12 protein-coding genes are annotated in these 15587 nt (G+C 71.0%); 8 read left to right on the forward strand and 4 right to left on the reverse strand.

The annotated features are described in order from the left end of the window. Positions 1 to 41 precede the first annotated feature (41 nt). The 4 genes from BLQ63_RS22605 to BLQ63_RS22615 all read right to left on the reverse strand — a co-directional run bounded on the left by BLQ63_RS22605 (position 42) and on the right by BLQ63_RS22615 (position 8857). Entirely contained in the window at positions 42 to 3095 is a 3054-nt protein-coding gene (locus tag BLQ63_RS22605; protein ID WP_091039797.1) for an ATP-dependent helicase, read from the reverse strand. Further along, complete coding sequence (locus BLQ63_RS22610; RefSeq protein WP_177155065.1) at positions 3088 to 6177, reverse strand: ATP-dependent DNA helicase; 3090 nt, start codon at positions 6175 to 6177, stop codon at positions 3088 to 3090. The genes BLQ63_RS22605 and BLQ63_RS22610 overlap by 8 nt, the downstream gene beginning before the upstream one ends. 116 nt (positions 6178 to 6293) lie before the next feature. After that, positions 6294 to 7934, reverse strand: a complete 1641-nt coding sequence (locus tag BLQ63_RS28610; protein ID WP_177155066.1) for an ABC transporter permease — start codon at positions 7932 to 7934, stop codon at positions 6294 to 6296. Then, positions 7931 to 8857: an ABC transporter ATP-binding protein gene (locus tag BLQ63_RS22615; RefSeq protein ID WP_091039799.1), complete on the reverse strand. Its 927-nt coding sequence runs from the start codon at positions 8855 to 8857 to the stop codon at positions 7931 to 7933. The genes BLQ63_RS28610 and BLQ63_RS22615 overlap by 4 nt, the downstream gene beginning before the upstream one ends. A 92-nt stretch (positions 8858 to 8949) precedes the next feature. On the opposite strand from BLQ63_RS22615, the gene BLQ63_RS22620 reads away from it, so the two are divergent. From BLQ63_RS22620 to BLQ63_RS22655, 8 genes are all read left to right on the forward strand, one after another. After that, positions 8950 to 9471, forward strand: coding sequence for a GbsR/MarR family transcriptional regulator (locus BLQ63_RS22620; RefSeq protein ID WP_091039800.1), 522 nt, complete (start codon positions 8950 to 8952; stop codon positions 9469 to 9471). A gap of 56 nt (positions 9472 to 9527) precedes the next feature. Beyond that, positions 9528 to 9809, forward strand: a complete 282-nt coding sequence (secE, locus tag BLQ63_RS22625) for a preprotein translocase subunit SecE (protein ID WP_218125437.1) — start codon at positions 9528 to 9530, stop codon at positions 9807 to 9809. Between the two features lie 260 nt (positions 9810 to 10069). Next, positions 10070 to 10804 carry a transcription termination/antitermination protein NusG gene (gene nusG, locus BLQ63_RS22630; RefSeq protein WP_245681060.1) on the forward strand — a complete coding sequence of 245 codons (735 nt, stop codon included), beginning with the start codon at positions 10070 to 10072 and terminating at the stop codon, positions 10802 to 10804. Positions 10805 to 11068: 264 nt separating this feature from the next. Beyond that, on the forward strand, positions 11069 to 11500 hold the full coding sequence (rplK, locus tag BLQ63_RS22635; RefSeq protein WP_091039803.1) for a 50S ribosomal protein L11: 432 nt from the start codon (positions 11069 to 11071) through the stop codon (positions 11498 to 11500). 86 nt (positions 11501 to 11586) lie between these two features. Further along, a complete protein-coding gene (gene rplA / locus BLQ63_RS22640) occupies positions 11587 to 12282 on the forward strand; it encodes a 50S ribosomal protein L1 (RefSeq protein WP_091039804.1) in 696 nt (231 codons plus the stop codon). 272 nt (positions 12283 to 12554) lie between these two features. Next, complete coding sequence (gene rplJ / locus BLQ63_RS22645) at positions 12555 to 13091, forward strand: 50S ribosomal protein L10 (RefSeq protein ID WP_091039805.1); 537 nt, start codon at positions 12555 to 12557, stop codon at positions 13089 to 13091. Positions 13092 to 13127: 36 nt separating this feature from the next. Continuing rightward, complete coding sequence (rplL, locus tag BLQ63_RS22650) at positions 13128 to 13505, forward strand: 50S ribosomal protein L7/L12 (RefSeq protein WP_091039806.1); 378 nt, start codon at positions 13128 to 13130, stop codon at positions 13503 to 13505. A 187-nt stretch (positions 13506 to 13692) separates the two neighbouring features. Then, positions 13693 to 14949 (forward strand): hypothetical protein, encoded by a 1257-nt coding sequence (locus BLQ63_RS22655; RefSeq protein WP_091039807.1) that lies wholly within the window; start codon positions 13693 to 13695, stop codon positions 14947 to 14949. The last annotated feature ends 638 nt before the right edge of the window (positions 14950 to 15587 follow it).

Raw genomic sequence — 15587 nt, forward strand, 5'->3', positions numbered from 1 at the left:
ACCGGCGGCCAAACCATGCCGAACGCCGCGAGGCGTTCACACTAATCGAGGCCCGGCCACCACGTGTGGTTCGCGCCGACGTAGTGGAAGGCCGCGCGGACTTCGGACTCGTCGACGCCCTTGAGCCTCGCCCACGCCTTCCGGTAGACCTTCAGCTGGAGCGCCGCGTGCTCGGCCGCCTCGCCCGTTGGCGGGCGCCCGGTCTTCCAGTCGACGATGTCGTAGCCGCCGCCCTCACGGTGGAAGATCGCGTCGATGCGCCCGCGCACGACCATGCCCTCGTAGGCGATCACGAACGGGACCTCCTGGGCCGCGATGTCGCGCCGGGCCCACTCGGAGTTCCTGAAGTCCGCCTTGAGCCGGTCCAGGTCGGCCTGGTCGGCGACGGCGTCGGCCGCGCCGGGCAGGTCCACGGGGTCGAACAGCGTGCCGCCCCCGAAGAACTCCTCCACCCACGCGTGGAACTCCGTGCCCCGCTGCGTCGCCTGCCGCGGCGGCTGCGGCATCGGGCGCCGCCGCGCCGCCGCGAAGGCCTCCTCGTCGGCGCGCATCGCCATCAGCTGGGAGGTCGACAGCCGCACCGGCCTCGGGAGCCGCACGACCCCCGACTCGCGCTCGTCGCGCTCGGCCAGCAGCAGCTCGGCCTCCTCGGTCCACTGGCGCGCCTGCGGCCCTCCCTCGTCGGGCTCGGCCGCCTCCAGCACCAGGCCCGCCGCCTCCGCGAACGCGGCCTGTCGGGAGCCCAAGGGCGCCTTGCTCGGCCACGGCGCCGTGCGCGCCTGGTCCTCGAGCGGGTTGGACGGCCCCGGGTCGGCCCAGACCGGGGTCTCGGCACCCGCGCTGCCCGCCTCCTGGAGGTACGGCGCCGGCTCCCGCTTGCCCTGCTTCTCGGCGTCCCACCAGTACCCGCTCGCGAGCAGCGCCCGGCGGGCGCGCGTCAGCGCCACGTACGCCAGGCGGCGCTCCTCGCCGAGGTTCGCCTGGTGGTCCTCCTTCTTGAACTCCTTGACGGACTTCGCGACCTCCGAGGGGATGCGGGCCTCGTCCAGGCTCAGGACCGGCAGGTTGTCCGCGTCGCCGCGCAGCGGGTACGGCAGGCGCGAAGCGTCGGTGGCCCAGGTCGAGTCGTGGTTCGTGCTCGGGAGGATCCCCTCGCACAGCCCCGGCACGGCGACGACGTCCCACTCCAGGCCCTTCGCGGCGTGCACGGTGAGCAGCTGCACGACGCCCCCGGCCGGGTTGGCGCCCTCCACGGTCAGGCCCCGCTCCTGCTCGGCCGCGGTCTCGAGGTACGAGAGGAAGCCGGGGATGCTCGCCCCGGCCGTGTCGTTCTCGTAGGCCGCGGCCACATCCGTGAACTCGTCCAGGTTCGACAGGTCGCCGTGGTGGAGCATGACCTCCACGTCCAGGCCCGTATGCGTGATGACGTCGCCGACCACGTCGGGCAGGCTCTGCCCCAGGCGGCCGCGAATCCAGCTCAGCTCCTCGTGGAGCTGCGCGAACCGCAGCAGCCCCAGCGTCGAATACCGTTCTGCCGGACCGGGATCGGACAGCGCGTCGGCGAGCGACGCCTCCGCCTCCACCCCGGCGTCCGGTTCGAAGCCGCGCGAGTCCGGCGCCAGCTCGTGCGCCCGCGCCCACAGCGCCGCGATGTCCCGGGGGCCGATGCGCCACCGGTTCCCGGCGAGGAGGCGCATGAGCGCGGGGCCGTTCGTGGGATCGGCGGCGGCCCGCAGCATCGCGACGGTCTCGGCCACCTCCGGGAAGTACAGCAGCCCGAGCGAGCCGACCACCTGCACCGGCAGGCCCGCGTTCGTCAGCGCCCGGTGGAGGGCCGGGATCTGGCGGCGCTTGCGGATGAGGACCGCCGCGGTCTCCTCCTCGCCGGGCCGCCACACTGCGACCAGCCGGGACGCGATCCAGTCCGCCTCGTCGGCGGCCGAGAGGTGCATCGACGCCTCGACGGCCCCGCGCCCGTGCTCGTCGTCGAACTTCGCGCCCACCGTCAGCGGCGGGACGTTGCCCACGCGCAGCGGCGCGGACACCGCGTTCGCGACGTCGAGGACCGCCTCGCGGTTGCGCCACGACTTGGTCAGGTACGCGACCTTCGCGGGTTCGCCGCCGGCGGCGCGGAACTCCACGGGGAAGCGCTGGAGCGTCCCGGCCGAGGCGCCGCGCCACGAGTAGATCGACTGGTTCGGGTCGCCCACGGCCGTCACCGGGTGCCCGCCGCCGAACAGGTCCCGCAGCAGCGACACCTGGGAGAACGACGTGTCCTGGTACTCGTCGAGGAGCACCACCCGCCACCGGTCGCGCTCGGCGCTGATGATCTCGGGCGCGCCCGTGACCAGCTGCGCCGCGAGCGACAGCTGGTCGGCGAAGTCCATGACCCCCAGCTCGCGCTTGCGCCGCTCCCACGCCTCGACCAGCGGCAGCAGCTGGTCGTACTTGCGCCGCAGCGACGCCAGGCCGCGGAACTCGCCGTTCAGCGGCTTGCCGTTGGTGCGCTCCTCCAGCTCCTCGTACAGGTCGCGGCCGAAGGCCCGCAGCTCCGACCCCTCGCGAAGGTGCTCCGCGAGCTGCCCGGCGAGCTGCAGCACGCGCTTGGTGACCTCGTCGATCCCCACGTCGAACTCGGTCATCTCGCCGTCCCACGCGCACACCAGGTCCCGCGCGATCTGCCAGCGGCCCGTGTCGGTGATGATCCGCGTGCCCGGCTCGATGCCGATGCGCAGCCCGTGCTCGCCGACCAGGTTGCCCGCGTACGCGTTGTAGGTCGAGACGGTGGGTTCGCCGTGGAGTTCGGACAGGTCCGGGAGCGACTCGGTGAGCCGCCTGAGCTTGTCGCGGACGCGCGAGGCGAGCTCGGCGGCCGCCTTGCGGGTGAAGGTGAGGCCGAGGATGTGCTCGGGGCGGGCGACGCGGTTCGCGATGAGCCACACGACGCGGTCGGCCATGGTCGTGGTCTTGCCCGATCCGGCCCCCGCGATGACGAGCATCGGGTCCCGGCCCGCCTCGATCACCGCCTCCTGCTCCGGCGTCGGACGGTTCCCGCCGAGCCGGTTGGCCAGCCCGTGCGCACTGAAACTACTCATCGGTGACCTGCCGTCCCTCGTCCGCGATCGGGCAGCACTGCCTGACCTTGCAGGTCGAGCACTTGCTGGTGCTCCGAGCCTCGAACTCGGCCCCCGCCATGCGGTCGGCCGCGTCCGCCACCGCCTCGCGCGCCCAGTCGGGGTTCTCGCCCTCGCCGAGCGGACCCTGCTCGACGACGCGGATCGACTTCCGGTCGATGTTCGGGTAGACCAGTTCGGCGCCGCCCGCCTCGCTGCCCTCCTCGAAGGCCCCCTCGGTGACGGCGAGCTGGTACGCGCCCAACTGGGCGTGCGTCTTCGCCTCGTCGGCCCTCGGCGCGTGCTTCCCGGTCTTGAGGTCCACCACGTACAGCCGTCCGTCAGCGTCGCGTTCGAGCCGGTCGATCTGGCCGGACATGACGACCTCGACCCCGGGCGGGCCGACCTCCAGCTTCACGCGGAACGAGCGCTCCGCGCCCAACAGCTCCCGGCGGTTGGCGCTGAGCCACGCCGTGAACCGCTCGACCGCGCCCGCGACGCGGCGGCGCTGCTGCTCGGCGTGCCAGGGCGCTTCGAACGGCAGCCGGTCGAAGTGCTCGCCGACGACGCGCTCCATGACCTCGGCCGGATCCGCCGAAGGGTCGACCGTGACGGCCTCGGCGGCGGCGTGCAGGAGCGTGCCGAGATGGCGGGGGAGGAGGTCGCCGGCGTCGGCGCCGTTGGACTCCAGCACCCACCGCAGCCCGCACTGCTGGGTCATCTCCACTTGGGACGGCGAGATCCTGATCGTCTCGCCCGCGAGGGCCAGCGCGCGCTCGTCGGAGAGTTCGGCGAGGCCCCACCAGCGGGCGGGGTCGGCCCCGGGCACGCCCTCGGCGGCGAGCCGCCGCAGGCCGGCCGCGGCCGCGTCGCGTTCGAGGTGCCCGGAGTCCACGACGGCCTCGCGCAGCCGTGCGGTGAGCGACGCGAGGCTCAGCGGCCTGCCGCGCCGGGGCGCGGCGACCGGCTCGATCCCCAGTTCGCCGCAGAACCGGCTGGGCTGGGCGTCGTCGGAGTCGACGGCGGTGACCAGGAGCCGCACGCGGGCGCGCGTGCAGGCGTTGTAGAAGAGCCGCCGCTCCTCGTCGAGGAGCTGGGCGACCTGGTCGACGTCGGCGCGGCCGTCGAGGACGTCGACCAGCGCCTCGGCGCCCAGGAGCGAACCGCGCGGGCGCAGATTGGGCCAGGACCCTTCCTGGGCCCCGGCGACGATGACGAAGTCCCAGCGGCGCCCGTGGGCGGCGTGGGCCGTGGTGAGGGTGACGGCGTCGCCGAGTTCGGCTCGGGCCGAGAGGAAGTCGCCGGGCAGCTGCTGGTGGAGGACGTGCTCGCAGAAGACGTCGGCGCCCGCGCCGGGCTGCTTGAGCTCGTAGTCGGCGGCGAGGTCGAACAGGGCGATGACGGCGTCGAGTTCGGCGTCGGCCCGCTGGGCCCGGCGGTCCGAGGACAGGGCGCGGCGCCGCAGACGCTCGCCGAGGCCGGAAGCCTCCCAGACCGTCCACAGCGTCTCGGTGATCCCGCCGGGCTCCCGCGCGGCCGCGAAGAGCGCGTCGAGGCGCCGCGCGGGCTCGGCCCAGTCCTCCTCGGGGAGCGCCGCGATCCGGTCGGGGTCGGCGAGCGACTCCACGAGCAGGTCGGATCCGGGGGAGAAGTCGTCGGCGGCGACGGCGAGGCGCCGCAGCTCCTGGCGCAGGCGCCGTTCGGCGAACGGGTCGGCGCCGCCGAACGGGGAGTGCAGGAGTCCGGCCGCGGTGGTCTCGTCGAGCCGCTCGGGGTGGCGCCCGACCAGGACCACCCGCAGGAGGTCGCGCACCGTGGGGTGGGCGGGCAGCGGCACGTCGTCGGCGGCCTGCCTGGTGGGCACGCCCGCGTGCTGCATGGCTCGGCGCAGGTGCGGGATCGCCGAGGCCGACTTGACGACGACGGCCATGTCGCCGTAGGGGATTCCGTCGAGCAGGTGCGAGCGGCGAGCGATGTCGGCGAGGTAGACCGCCTCGCGCGTCGGCGACGGCAGGTACACGACGTCGGCGCGGCCCGGCTCCTCCGATGCGGTGCCGCGCCGGCGGTCCTTGTCGGTGCCGCGCAGCCGCCGCGACAGGACGGTGGTGGCCTCGAGCGGCGCGAGCGCGACCGTGTGGGTGTCGTTCAGCTGCACGACGGGCGCCTCCGCGCCGCCGGGGGTGAGGAACCGGTTGGGGAAGTCGCGCACCGATTCGGGGTCGCCGCCCTGGTAGCCGAACACGGCCGCGTCGGGCGTCCCGGCCGCGACGAGGTTCCCGCCGCCGCCCGCGAGGAGGTCCAGCAGCGCCAGGTGCGCCGGCGTGGCGTCCTGGAGGTCGTCGACGAACACCCAAGCGGGCCTGGGGAACAGGCTCGGGTCGCGCCGGAGCGCCGCGACGGCGGCGCGCACGATCTCGGCGGAGTCGTACAGGGCGCTCGACATCGACTGGATCGCGAGCGTGGTCACGTACCGGTCGTAGAAGCGGGCGGCGGCCGACCACGCGGGCCGGTCGTGCTCGGCGCCGAGCGAGGCCAGCCCCGGCCCGCTCAGTCCGCGCTCCCCGCAGCGCAGGACGAGGTCGCGCAGCTGCTGCGCGAACGCGTAGGTCTGCACCGCCTCGTCGAAGCCCTCGGGCCAGTCGAAGTCCTCGCCTTCGAGCATGGAGCGGATGAGCGCGTCGGCCTCGGGGCCGGTGAGCAGCCGCGGCTCGTCGCGGCCCTGCGCCGCGGCGGCGGACCGCAGGATCGCGAACGCGAAGGCGGGGAAGGTGAACACGCCGATCTCGGCGGCCGAGTAGGGGGCGGTGGCGGCGTTGAGGCGCCAGCGCAGGTGGGCGGTGTCCTGGCGGCGCAGCCCGAACACCAGGATCGAGGCGGGGTCGGCCCCGGCCGCGACCTTCGCTCCCGCGGCCCGCACGAGCGATTCGGTCTTCCCGGTCTGCGGCCCGCCGCGAACCAGGAGCGGCCCGGAGGCGTGTTCGACCACCGTCCGCTGCGCGGGGTCGAGTTCGAACTCGGACGCCTCGGCGGGCGGATCGATCAACTCGTACCGGAGGTCTGACACGGTGCCCATGAAATCACAGCGAAGCACGGGGGTATGACAATCCCGCCCCGGTGAGGCGAACGGACGGCGCCGCCGGTCCGGGGTGTCGGACCGGCGGCGCCTGGTTTCCTTGAGTGTCAGCTGAAGTGGAGGTCCCTGCGCCGGATGCCGACGTAGCCGAGGATCGCGAGCCCCGCCGCGACCGCGGTCAGTGCGGCGACCGCCGGCCAGTCCATGTCCTCCAGCGGGTATTCGGCGACGTGCTTGAACGGCGATCCCTTCCCGACCCACTCGGGCATGCCCTCGATGATCGAGCCGAAGTAGCCGATGACGAACACGTACAGCCACAGCAGCCACCGCAGTGCGCCGAATCTCGGCACCCAGCCGAGCAGGGCGAACGCGGCCGCGATCACGACCCATACGGCGGGCAGGTAGTTCAGTGAGGCGAGCGTGAGCTTCCCGAACGTGTCCCAGCCCAGGGAGGCGGCCCCGATCAGCGCCAGCGTGAGCCCGCCGACCAGCGTACCGACCGTGCCGTTCACCATCGCGGCAACGAAGTACGAACCGGGCCAGCCGGAGCGGGCGACGGGCGAGGAGCCGAGCAGTTCGCCCCGGCCGCCCGTCTCCTCCTTGCGGGCGCGGCCGATGACCAGCAGCGCGAAGATCAGGGCGATGTACGCCTGCACCTGGGTCACGGTGACCGCGAACGAGTCCTCGGGAGGCGCGGAGCTGCCTCGGGTGAATACTTCCTGCTGCGTTTCCGACATGCTGTCCAGGAACTGGTCGGCGCTGCCGATGACCGATCCGTAGGCGAGGCCCAGCAGCAGCATGCTGATGACCGCCGTCCAGAGCATGCCCTTGGTGAGGCGGAAGGTCAGGGCCGTCGCCGAGCGCAGACCCGGTTTCGCGAAGGCGCGGCCGGGCCTGGTCGTCAGCATCCCCGCGCCGAAGTCGCGCTTGGCGACCAGCGCGAAGGCGAGCCACGCCAGCGCCGCCGAGACCGCGGCGGCGAAGACGAGCGGCCACCAGCGCTGTTCGGGCGTGTAGACGTAGGTCAGCTCGGGCCAGCCGATCGGGGAGAGCCAGGAGAGCCAGCTCCCCTCGGCGTAGCCGGCCCCGGCCATGAGGAAGGCGAAGCCGAGGACGGCGAACGCCAGGCCGTTGGCCGTGGAGCTGTAGGCGGCGAGCTGGGAGCACACCGCGGTGATGGCCGCGAAACTGATGCCGGTGGCCGTGAAGGTCGATCCGTACAGGACCGCCTGGCTGGACTCGGTGCCCTCGAGCCCCATGACCGACAGCGTGATCAAGGCGCCCAGGGCCACGGCGGCGATGAGCGACAGCAGGAGCGCCGCGGCCAGGTCGGCGCGGCGTCCGACCGGCAGGGAGCGGACCACCTCCGAGCGGGAGGTCTCCTCGTCGGCGCGGGTGAGCCTGGTGACGAGCAGGATGAACATGACGCCGGTGACGGCGAGCGACCACATCAGTATCTGGTGGGCGAACATCGCGCCGACCGATTCGCCGTACGCGTCGATGTACTGCGAGGGCCCGGTCATGAACCGCATCGCGGGAGTGTCGAGCAGTGCCGCGCCTTCTGCGCGAGCGGCCGCGTCGGGGTAGAGCTCTGGCAGGGAGACCGCCATGAGCGCGCTGAAGGCGAACATGCCGCCGAGCCAGCCGATCAGGAAGATCCGGGTCCGGCGCAGGTAGAACCGCAGGAGCTTGCCGGTGCCGGCGAGCGTGCCCAGGCCGTCTTCGATCTCCGCCGCCGCGGTGGTCATGATCCGTTCCCTTCCCCGTTGGTGACGCCCGAGGCGGCGAGTTCGTCGCCGTAGAAGCGCAGGAAGATCTGCTCCAGCGACGGCGGCTCGCACGTGAGGGCGGCGACGCCGGCGACGGCCAGCTGGGCGAGCACGTCGTCGAGCGCCGCGGTGTCGACGTCGCATTCGACGTCGAGGCCGTCGGTCTTGAGGCCGTGGACGCCGTCGTGGTCCTCCAGGCCCCGCACGGGGTTCTTGAGGGTGGCGCGCAGGCGCGAGCGCGAGAAGTGCCGCATCTCGGCGAGCGAGCCGGACTCGGCGATGACGCCCTTGCGGATGATGCTCACCCGGTCGCAGAGCGCTTCGACCTCGCTCATGATGTGGCTCGACAGGAGCACCGTGCGGCCCTGGGCCGAGGCCTCCTTCACGCATTCGTTGAAGACCGCGCCCATGAGCGGGTCCAGGCCCGAGGTCGGCTCGTCGAGCAGGAGTAGGTCCACGTCGGCGGCGAACGCGGCCACGAGGGCGACCTTCTGCCGGTTGCCCTTGGAGTACGAGCGGCCCTTCTTGCGCGGGTCGAGGTCGAACCGCTCCAGCAGCTCGTCGCGCTTGGCCTTGTCGATGCCGCCGCGCAGGCGTCCGAGGAGGTCGATGGTCTCCCCGCCGGACAGGCCGGGCCAGAGGGCGACGTCGCCGGGCACGTAGGCGAGGCGCCGGTGCAGTTCGGCGGCGTGCTTCCAGGGGTCGGCGCCGAAGAGCTCGGCGCGGCCCTCGTCGGAGCGGAGCATCCCGAGCAGGACGCGGATGGTGGTGGACTTCCCTGCGCCGTTGGGGCCGAGGAAGCCGTGGGTCTCCCCTTGGGAGACTTCAAGGTTGAGATGGTCGAGCGCGGTCACGTGACCGAAGCGCTTGACCAGGTCCTCAGTGCGGATCACTGCGTTCATGCACACAAGTTATCATAGTTTTCATGAATTTGTGAAAGTCATGTCGCGTCAAGATAATATCAAGATCCGTCAGGTTGCGGCGAAGGGAAACGATGGAAGAGCACAGCGCTGAGCGCAAGGCCCTGCTCGAGTACGTGGAGCAGTTCGCCGCGATCCTCACCTCCAGCGGGATGCAGCGCATGGCCGCGCGCGTGTTCACCTACATCCTCGTGGACGACGACGACACCTACACCGCCGCCGACATCGCCGAGGGCCTGGGCATCAGCCTCGCCGCCGTCTCCGGGGCCGTCCGCGAGCTCCTCGCCGCCGGACTGCTCTTCAAGGGCCGCCGCGCGTCCACCCGCGCCGACGTCTACCGCCTCAACGACGCCGACATCTGGGGCTCGATCATGCTCGACCGGTCCGGCTTCCTCGACCGCTACCGCGACACCGCGGTCATCGGCATCGAGGCCCTCCCCGACGGCCCCGGCCGCGACCGGCTCATCCAGACCGCCGCGTTCATGGAGTTCGCCAAGGTGGAGATGCGCCTGATGCACGACCACTGGAACGAGCGCCGAGCGGAAATCAGCGCCGCGTACGAAGCGCGCCGCCGCGATTCTGACGCCTCCGGCTAGTCCGGTATGCTGCAATCCTGACTGCCCCGATCAGACGAACCCTGGAGGAAGCCGACGTGGCCGACGACACCAGCCGCTCCGATGCGACCGCTGACAAGGGACGTCCCACGCGCAAGCGCGGCGAGAAGACCGCCGAGCGCAACCCCTTCAAGAAGCTCGGCCGCTTCCTGCGCGAGGTCGTGGAGCAGCTCCGCAAGGTCGTCTACCCGACCCGGCGCCAGCTCATCACCTACTCCATCGTGGTCCTGGTCTTCGTGGGCATCGTGATGGCCTACATCGGCGGCCTCGACCTGCTCTTCGGCGACCTCGTCAGCCGGGCCTTCGGCGCCGACTCCTGACCCCTGCCGCGGTTCGCCCCGCACGCTGAGCGGCTGGGCGGATTGCGTGACCTGCGCCGGTTCGCCGGTGCCTGAGGCGCGCCGCCGTCCGGAGCGGCTACCCTAGTTGGTATGACGCGCGCCGGTTCCGCCGGCGCGCGACTTCACAGGCGGGGATCGCCGCATCCGGGAGACCGATGCGGCTGAGAGAACACTCGCCGCGAGAGAGTCCAGTCGCAGTGCCCCGTTGTCGCGGGGCTTAGCCGGAATGAGAGTTGAGCGTGTCTGAGTTCGACGAGGCCCTGAAGAACGAGGTCGAGGCGCAGGCCGCCGCGGCGCAGGCCGCGGACGTCGACGCGGAGCCGGAGATCGAGGAAGAGGACGTCGCCGAGACGGGCGAGCCCGAAGTCGACCCGGCCGAGGCGCTGCGCGCCAAACTGCGCTTCGCCCCCGGCGAGTGGTACGTGCTGCACTCGTACGCCGGCTTCGAGAACCGGGTGCGCTCGAACCTGGAGAACCGGATCCAGTCCTTCGACATGGAGGACTACATCTACCAGATCGAGGTCCCCACCCACACCGAGGTGGAGATCAAGAACGGCAAGCGCTCCAAGGTCGAGGCCAAGGTCTTCCCCTCCTACGTGCTCGTCCGCATGGAGATGACCCCCGAGTCCTACTCGGTCGTGCGCAACACGCCGGGCGTGACCGGCTTCGTCGGCGTGGTCGACCGCACCGACCGGCCCAGCCCGCTCCCGCTCGACGAGGTCATCCAGTGGCTGCTCCCGCCCGAGCAGAAGCCCAAGGACGAGTCCGCCTCGGACTCCGGCTCCTCCGGCGACGACATCAAGGTCGACTTCACCGAGGGCGAGTCCGTCACCGTCGTCGACGGCGCGTTCGCCTCGATGCCGGCCACGATCAGCGAGATCAACGCCGAGCAGCAGAAGCTGAAGGTCCTCGTCTCCATCTTCGGCCGCGAGACCCCCGTGGAGCTCAACTTCAACCAGGTCTCCAAGCTCTAGGACGTCCCGGGCGGTGCCGCTTCGTGCGGCACCGCCCGCGTGCTGCCCGGCGTCTGTGGCGTCTGTTGCAGCTCACACACCTCGCCCGAGGTCACCGCCCGTACGGCAGGTACCCTGGAGAGGTTGCGCACCAGCTCAGCGAAGCTTGCGAGCTGAGCCGACAGCGCCGTTGCGAAGCCTGCGGGCCGAGCCGGCGGCACAGTCGCAGGTGCGAGCACGTAAGGCAGGGGGAATCCCTGCACAGCCCAGGAAGAGAAGGACACGATGGCTCCCAACAAAAAGGCCGTTGTGACGTTCAAGCTGGAGCTCGCGGGTGGCCAGGCCACCCCGGCCCCGCCGGTGGGTCCCGCCCTCGGCCAGCACGGCGTCAACATCATGGAGTTCTGCAAGGCCTACAACGCGGCCACCGAATCCCAGCGCGGCGAAGTCCTCCCCGCTGAGATCACGGTGTACGAGGACCGTTCGTTCACGTTCATCCTCAAGACCCCGCCGGCCGCCAAGCTCCTGCTCAAGGCCGCCGGTGTCGCGAAGGGCTCTGGCGAGCCCCACCGCGTCAAGGTCGGCAAGGTGACCCAGGCCCAGGTGCGCGAGATCGCGGAGAAGAAGCTCCCCGACCTCAACGCCAACGACCTCGACGCCGCGTCGCTCATCGTCGCGGGCACCGCCCGCTCCATGGGCATCACCGTCGAGGCGTAACAGCCCAACGTCACCGCCGGCACGCCGGCATCAACCCAGTGGAAGGGCGCGCGCCCGCCCTCACCACGACATCCGAAGGATGGAACATGAAGCGCAGCAAGAAGTACTCCGACCTCGCCAAGAAGGTCGACAGGACGCAGCTCTACGCTCCCGCCGAGGCCACCGGCCTCGCCAAGGAGACCTCCCCGACGTCGTTCGACGCCACCGTCGAGGTCGCCCTGCGCCTCGGCGTCGACCCGCGCCAGGCCGACCAGCTGGTCCGCGGCACCGTCTCCCTGCCCCACGGCACGGGCAAGACCGTCCGCGTGATCGTCTTCGCCGAGGGCGACAGGGCCGAGGCCGCCGTCGCCGCCGGTGCCGACGAGGTCGGCTCCGACGAGCTCGTCAAGCGGATCTCCGAGGGCTGGCTCGACTTCGACGCCGCCGTCGCGACGCCCGACCAGATGGCCAAGATCGGCCGGATCGCGCGCATCCTGGGCCCGCGCGGTCTCATGCCGAACCCGAAGACCGGCACCGTCACGCCGGACGTCGCCAAGGCCGTCACGGAGATCAAGGCCGGCAAGATCGCCTTCCGCGTCGACAAGCACTCCAACCTGCACCTGCCGATCGGCAAGACCAGCTTCTCCGCGGAGCAGCTGGCCGAGAACTACAACGCGGCCCTCGAAGAGGTGCAGCGCTTGAAGCCCTCCAGCTCCAAGGGCGTGTACATCAAGAAGGTCACCGTCTCGACCACCATGGGTCCGGGCATCCCCGTCGACCCGCAGGCGGTCAAGATCAAGTAGCGCCTCGAGTGTGACGCAGCCCCGGTGCAGACTCCTGCGCCGGGGCTGCGCCGTCGCCGCGTGATAACTTTGTCCCGACAACCCAAAGACCGTTCGGTCACCGCCTCGTGCGGTTGTAAACCACCCGGGACCAACGTAGGGCGACTACTCGAAGCGACCATGGTGTGGGCCGGCAACGGCCTCAGGTCCCAATGATGAGGCGTCCCGCAGGGGCGCCTTTTTTGTCGCCTCCGCGACGGTTGAGGATTGCTCAGCCGAGAAAGGAGGGAAATATGGCTGACAGGGAATATCCGGCGGGTAAGCAGACCGCCATCGTCGAACTCGCCGAAGAGTTCTCCAACGCGAACGCCACGGTGCTCACCGAGTACCGCGGCCTCACGGTTGCGGAGCTTCGCGAGCTGCGGCGATCCCTCGGCGAGGGCACGCGTTACCGCGTCGCCAAGAACACGCTCGCCAAGCGCGCCGCCAACAGGGCCGGTGTCACCGGCCTTGACGACCTGTTCACCGGCCCCACCGCGATCACCTTCATCGAAGGCGACCCGGTGGAAGCCGCGAAGGGTCTCCGCGCCTTCGCGAAGTCGCACGAAGCCTTGGTCATCAAGGGCGGGTACATGGAGGGCAAGCCCCTCTCCGTCGATGAGATCTCCAAGCTCGCCGACCTCGAATCCCGCGAAGTGCTGCTGGCCAAGCTGGCCGGCGCGCTGAAGGCCACCGCGCAGAAGACCGCTTCCGTGCTCGCCGCCCCTGCATCGCAGGTGGCCCGGCTCGGTGCGGCGCTGCAGGACAAGAAAGCGGCCAGTGGCGAATAACGCCGCCGGCCCGAGACTTTAAAGAAAGGAAACACCATGGCCAAGCTGTCCACCACGGAACTGCTCGACGCGTTCAAGGAGATGACCCTCCTCGAGGTCTCCGAGTTCGTCAAGGCGTTCGAGGAAGAGTTCGACGTCACGGCTGCCGCTCCGGTCGCCGTCGCCGCCGCCGCCGGCCCCGCCGCCGAGGCCGCTGTCGAGAAGGACACCTTCGATGTCGTCCTCGACTCCGCCGGCGAGTCGAAGATCAAGGTCATCAAGGAAGTTCGGGCCCTCACCGGCCTCGGCCTGAAGGAAGCCAAGGAGCTCGTCGAGAGCGCCCCCAAGGCCGTCCTCGAAGGCGCGAAGAAGGAAGACGCCGAGAAGGCGAAGGAAGCCCTCGAGGGCGCCGGCGCCGGCGTCTCCCTCAAGTAGCGCCTGCCGCTCTCTCCGGGGCCTCCCAGCCCCTGTACGGCGACCGGGGTCGCACCGCGCGAGCGGTGCGGCCCCGGTTGTCGCGTTCCCGGAGATTTCTCAGAAGATTCCGCCCGGGCTGCAACGAAAACGAACCATCGCCACGTCTTTGCGAATAGACACACCCAAGCATGCGAGGAGATGGACGATGTCCGCAAAGAAAGGCGCGATCGGGCTCGGCGCGGTTGCCGTGCTCGCACTGACCGCCGGCTGCGGGATGCTCGGCATCGGAGGCGAGGAGGAGCAGTCCGATGAGGACCGCCTCGTCGAGATGCTCAACGAGAGCAGCCGCATCGACGGCGAGCTCATGGCCGCCGAGTTCCGCATCGTTCAGAATTGCCTCGAGGAGCAGGGCTTCACCGTCCACGAGCCCTGGGCCATGATGGCGTACGAGGAGCCCGAGCAGGACTCCCTCACCTCGTACTACCCCCACGAGGAGTTCCTGCTCGACGCCGAGGAGGCCGCCGAGTGGGGCTTCGGCCAGTGGTCCAACAGCCCCGACGGCATGGACGACCCCGCCTCCGAGGACTACTGGACGTCGCAGGAGGAGAAGTACGCGGAGGAGGACGACTCCTGGGAGGAGCCCGACTCCACCGAGTGGGACGCGCTCTCCCCTGAGGACCAGTACGCCTGGTACGTCGCCTACCAGGGCGAGGAGTACGCCGTGCAGTCCTACGGCAGCGCCCAGGAGTACGCCGACATGATGGCCGGCGAGGGCGAGTACGCCGAGGAGGAGATCGTCGAGGAAGAGGCCGTCGAAGGCGGTGAAGAAGGCGCGATCGACGTCGGGGACGACGAGGAGTGGGTCGAGCCCAAGCCCGGCGGCTGCCAGCTCGAGATGATCCAGGCCCTCTACGGCGAGCCCGAGCTCATCGAGGAGACCGAGGAGTACGACGGCGAGACCGAGACGTACACCTACTGGTCCTACCGCCCCGAGAACCCCGCCTGGGCCGACGAGACCATGTGGGAGGACATCGAGGCGAAGTACGCCGAGCAGATGACCGACTTGCAGTACGAGTTCACCGACTGCATCGCCGAGCGCGGCTACGAGGGCTGGGAGTTCACCGAGTACAACTCGCTCCCGATCTGGGAGTTCTTCGGCGCGCTCTACTACCAGAACGCCGAGGAGGAGGAGCGGGAGATGATGATCGGCGACAGCGACGCCGAGATCCCCCCGATCCCCGAGGCCGCCGGAACCACGTATGAGGAGTGGAAGGCCTACGAGATCCAGACGGCCGTCGACTTCTCCGAGTGCGGCGAGGAGACCGGCTACGCCGACGCCTCCGAGAAGGCCTACGAAGCGGTCCACGTCGAGGCGTACGCCGCCATCGAAGAGGACGTCTACGCCTGGCAGGAGCAGATGAACGAAGCCATCTCCAAGGCCCAGGAACTCCTGGACGCCTAACAGAGCCACCTCTCTATCGGGGAAAAGAGGCCCGGGTCGCGCAGATGGGGCGCGGCCCGGGCCGCTCCGCGTCCGCAGCGGCCCCGCGCCGTCCTCCGGCCGCGGCCGGAGGCGTCACCTATCCGGCCGCTGGTCGTTGTACAAGCGAGGCAGCCCCGCCACCTCGCCAGAGGGACCGGGGCCGCCGAGTGAGCGAGGGCGGGGCGCCGCACTGCGGCCCGGCTCCGGCCGGCGCCGCGGGCGACGCGGCGGCGCCCCGCACCCGCTGAACCGCCCCGGCGACACGCCCGGGCCCGTGCCCGTTCCGACACTTCCGCGCCCCCGTCCAGGGCGCTGCGCGCGCCCTCGGCCGCCGCCTTCGGGCGCCCTCCGCAGCCCCGCTGTGCTGCGGTTCGCCTGCTTCCGGGCCCGCCTCCGGGCCCGGCGACCGCCCCTGTTCCGACGCCGAGTGCGAAGGGGCGCATCCGGGCGAATGAGACGCCTGACTTGACGAAGTGTGACTTGATCCTGCAAACTAGTTCCTCAAGCGCCACTACGTGGCGCGCGCTACGTTGACGAGGCGCCGGGCCAGGTCCCGCCGCTTCGGACGCGGCGCAGGGGCCGCGACCGGCCCCGCCGAGGCACGACGGGCGCCACCC

The sequence above is a fragment of the Glycomyces harbinensis genome, assembly GCF_900101745.1.
Classification (GTDB): domain Bacteria; phylum Actinomycetota; class Actinomycetes; order Mycobacteriales; family Micromonosporaceae; genus Glycomyces; species Glycomyces harbinensis.

Coding starts and splice junctions, on each gene's coding strand:
- BLQ63_RS22605 (WP_091039797.1), bottom strand. CDS start 3,095: ATGAGTAGTTTCAGTGCGCACGGGCTGGCCAACCGGCTCGGCGGGAAC.
- BLQ63_RS28610 (WP_177155066.1), bottom strand. CDS start 7,934: ATGACCACCGCGGCGGCGGAGATCGAAGACGGCCTGGGCACGCTCGCC.
- BLQ63_RS22615 (WP_091039799.1), bottom strand. CDS start 8,857: ATGAACGCAGTGATCCGCACTGAGGACCTGGTCAAGCGCTTCGGTCAC.
- BLQ63_RS22620 (WP_091039800.1), top strand. CDS start 8,950: ATGGAAGAGCACAGCGCTGAGCGCAAGGCCCTGCTCGAGTACGTGGAG.
- rplK (WP_091039803.1), top strand. CDS start 11,069: ATGGCTCCCAACAAAAAGGCCGTTGTGACGTTCAAGCTGGAGCTCGCG.
- rplA (WP_091039804.1), top strand. CDS start 11,587: ATGAAGCGCAGCAAGAAGTACTCCGACCTCGCCAAGAAGGTCGACAGG.
- rplJ (WP_091039805.1), top strand. CDS start 12,555: ATGGCTGACAGGGAATATCCGGCGGGTAAGCAGACCGCCATCGTCGAA.
- rplL (WP_091039806.1), top strand. CDS start 13,128: ATGGCCAAGCTGTCCACCACGGAACTGCTCGACGCGTTCAAGGAGATG.
- BLQ63_RS22655 (WP_091039807.1), top strand. CDS start 13,693: ATGTCCGCAAAGAAAGGCGCGATCGGGCTCGGCGCGGTTGCCGTGCTC.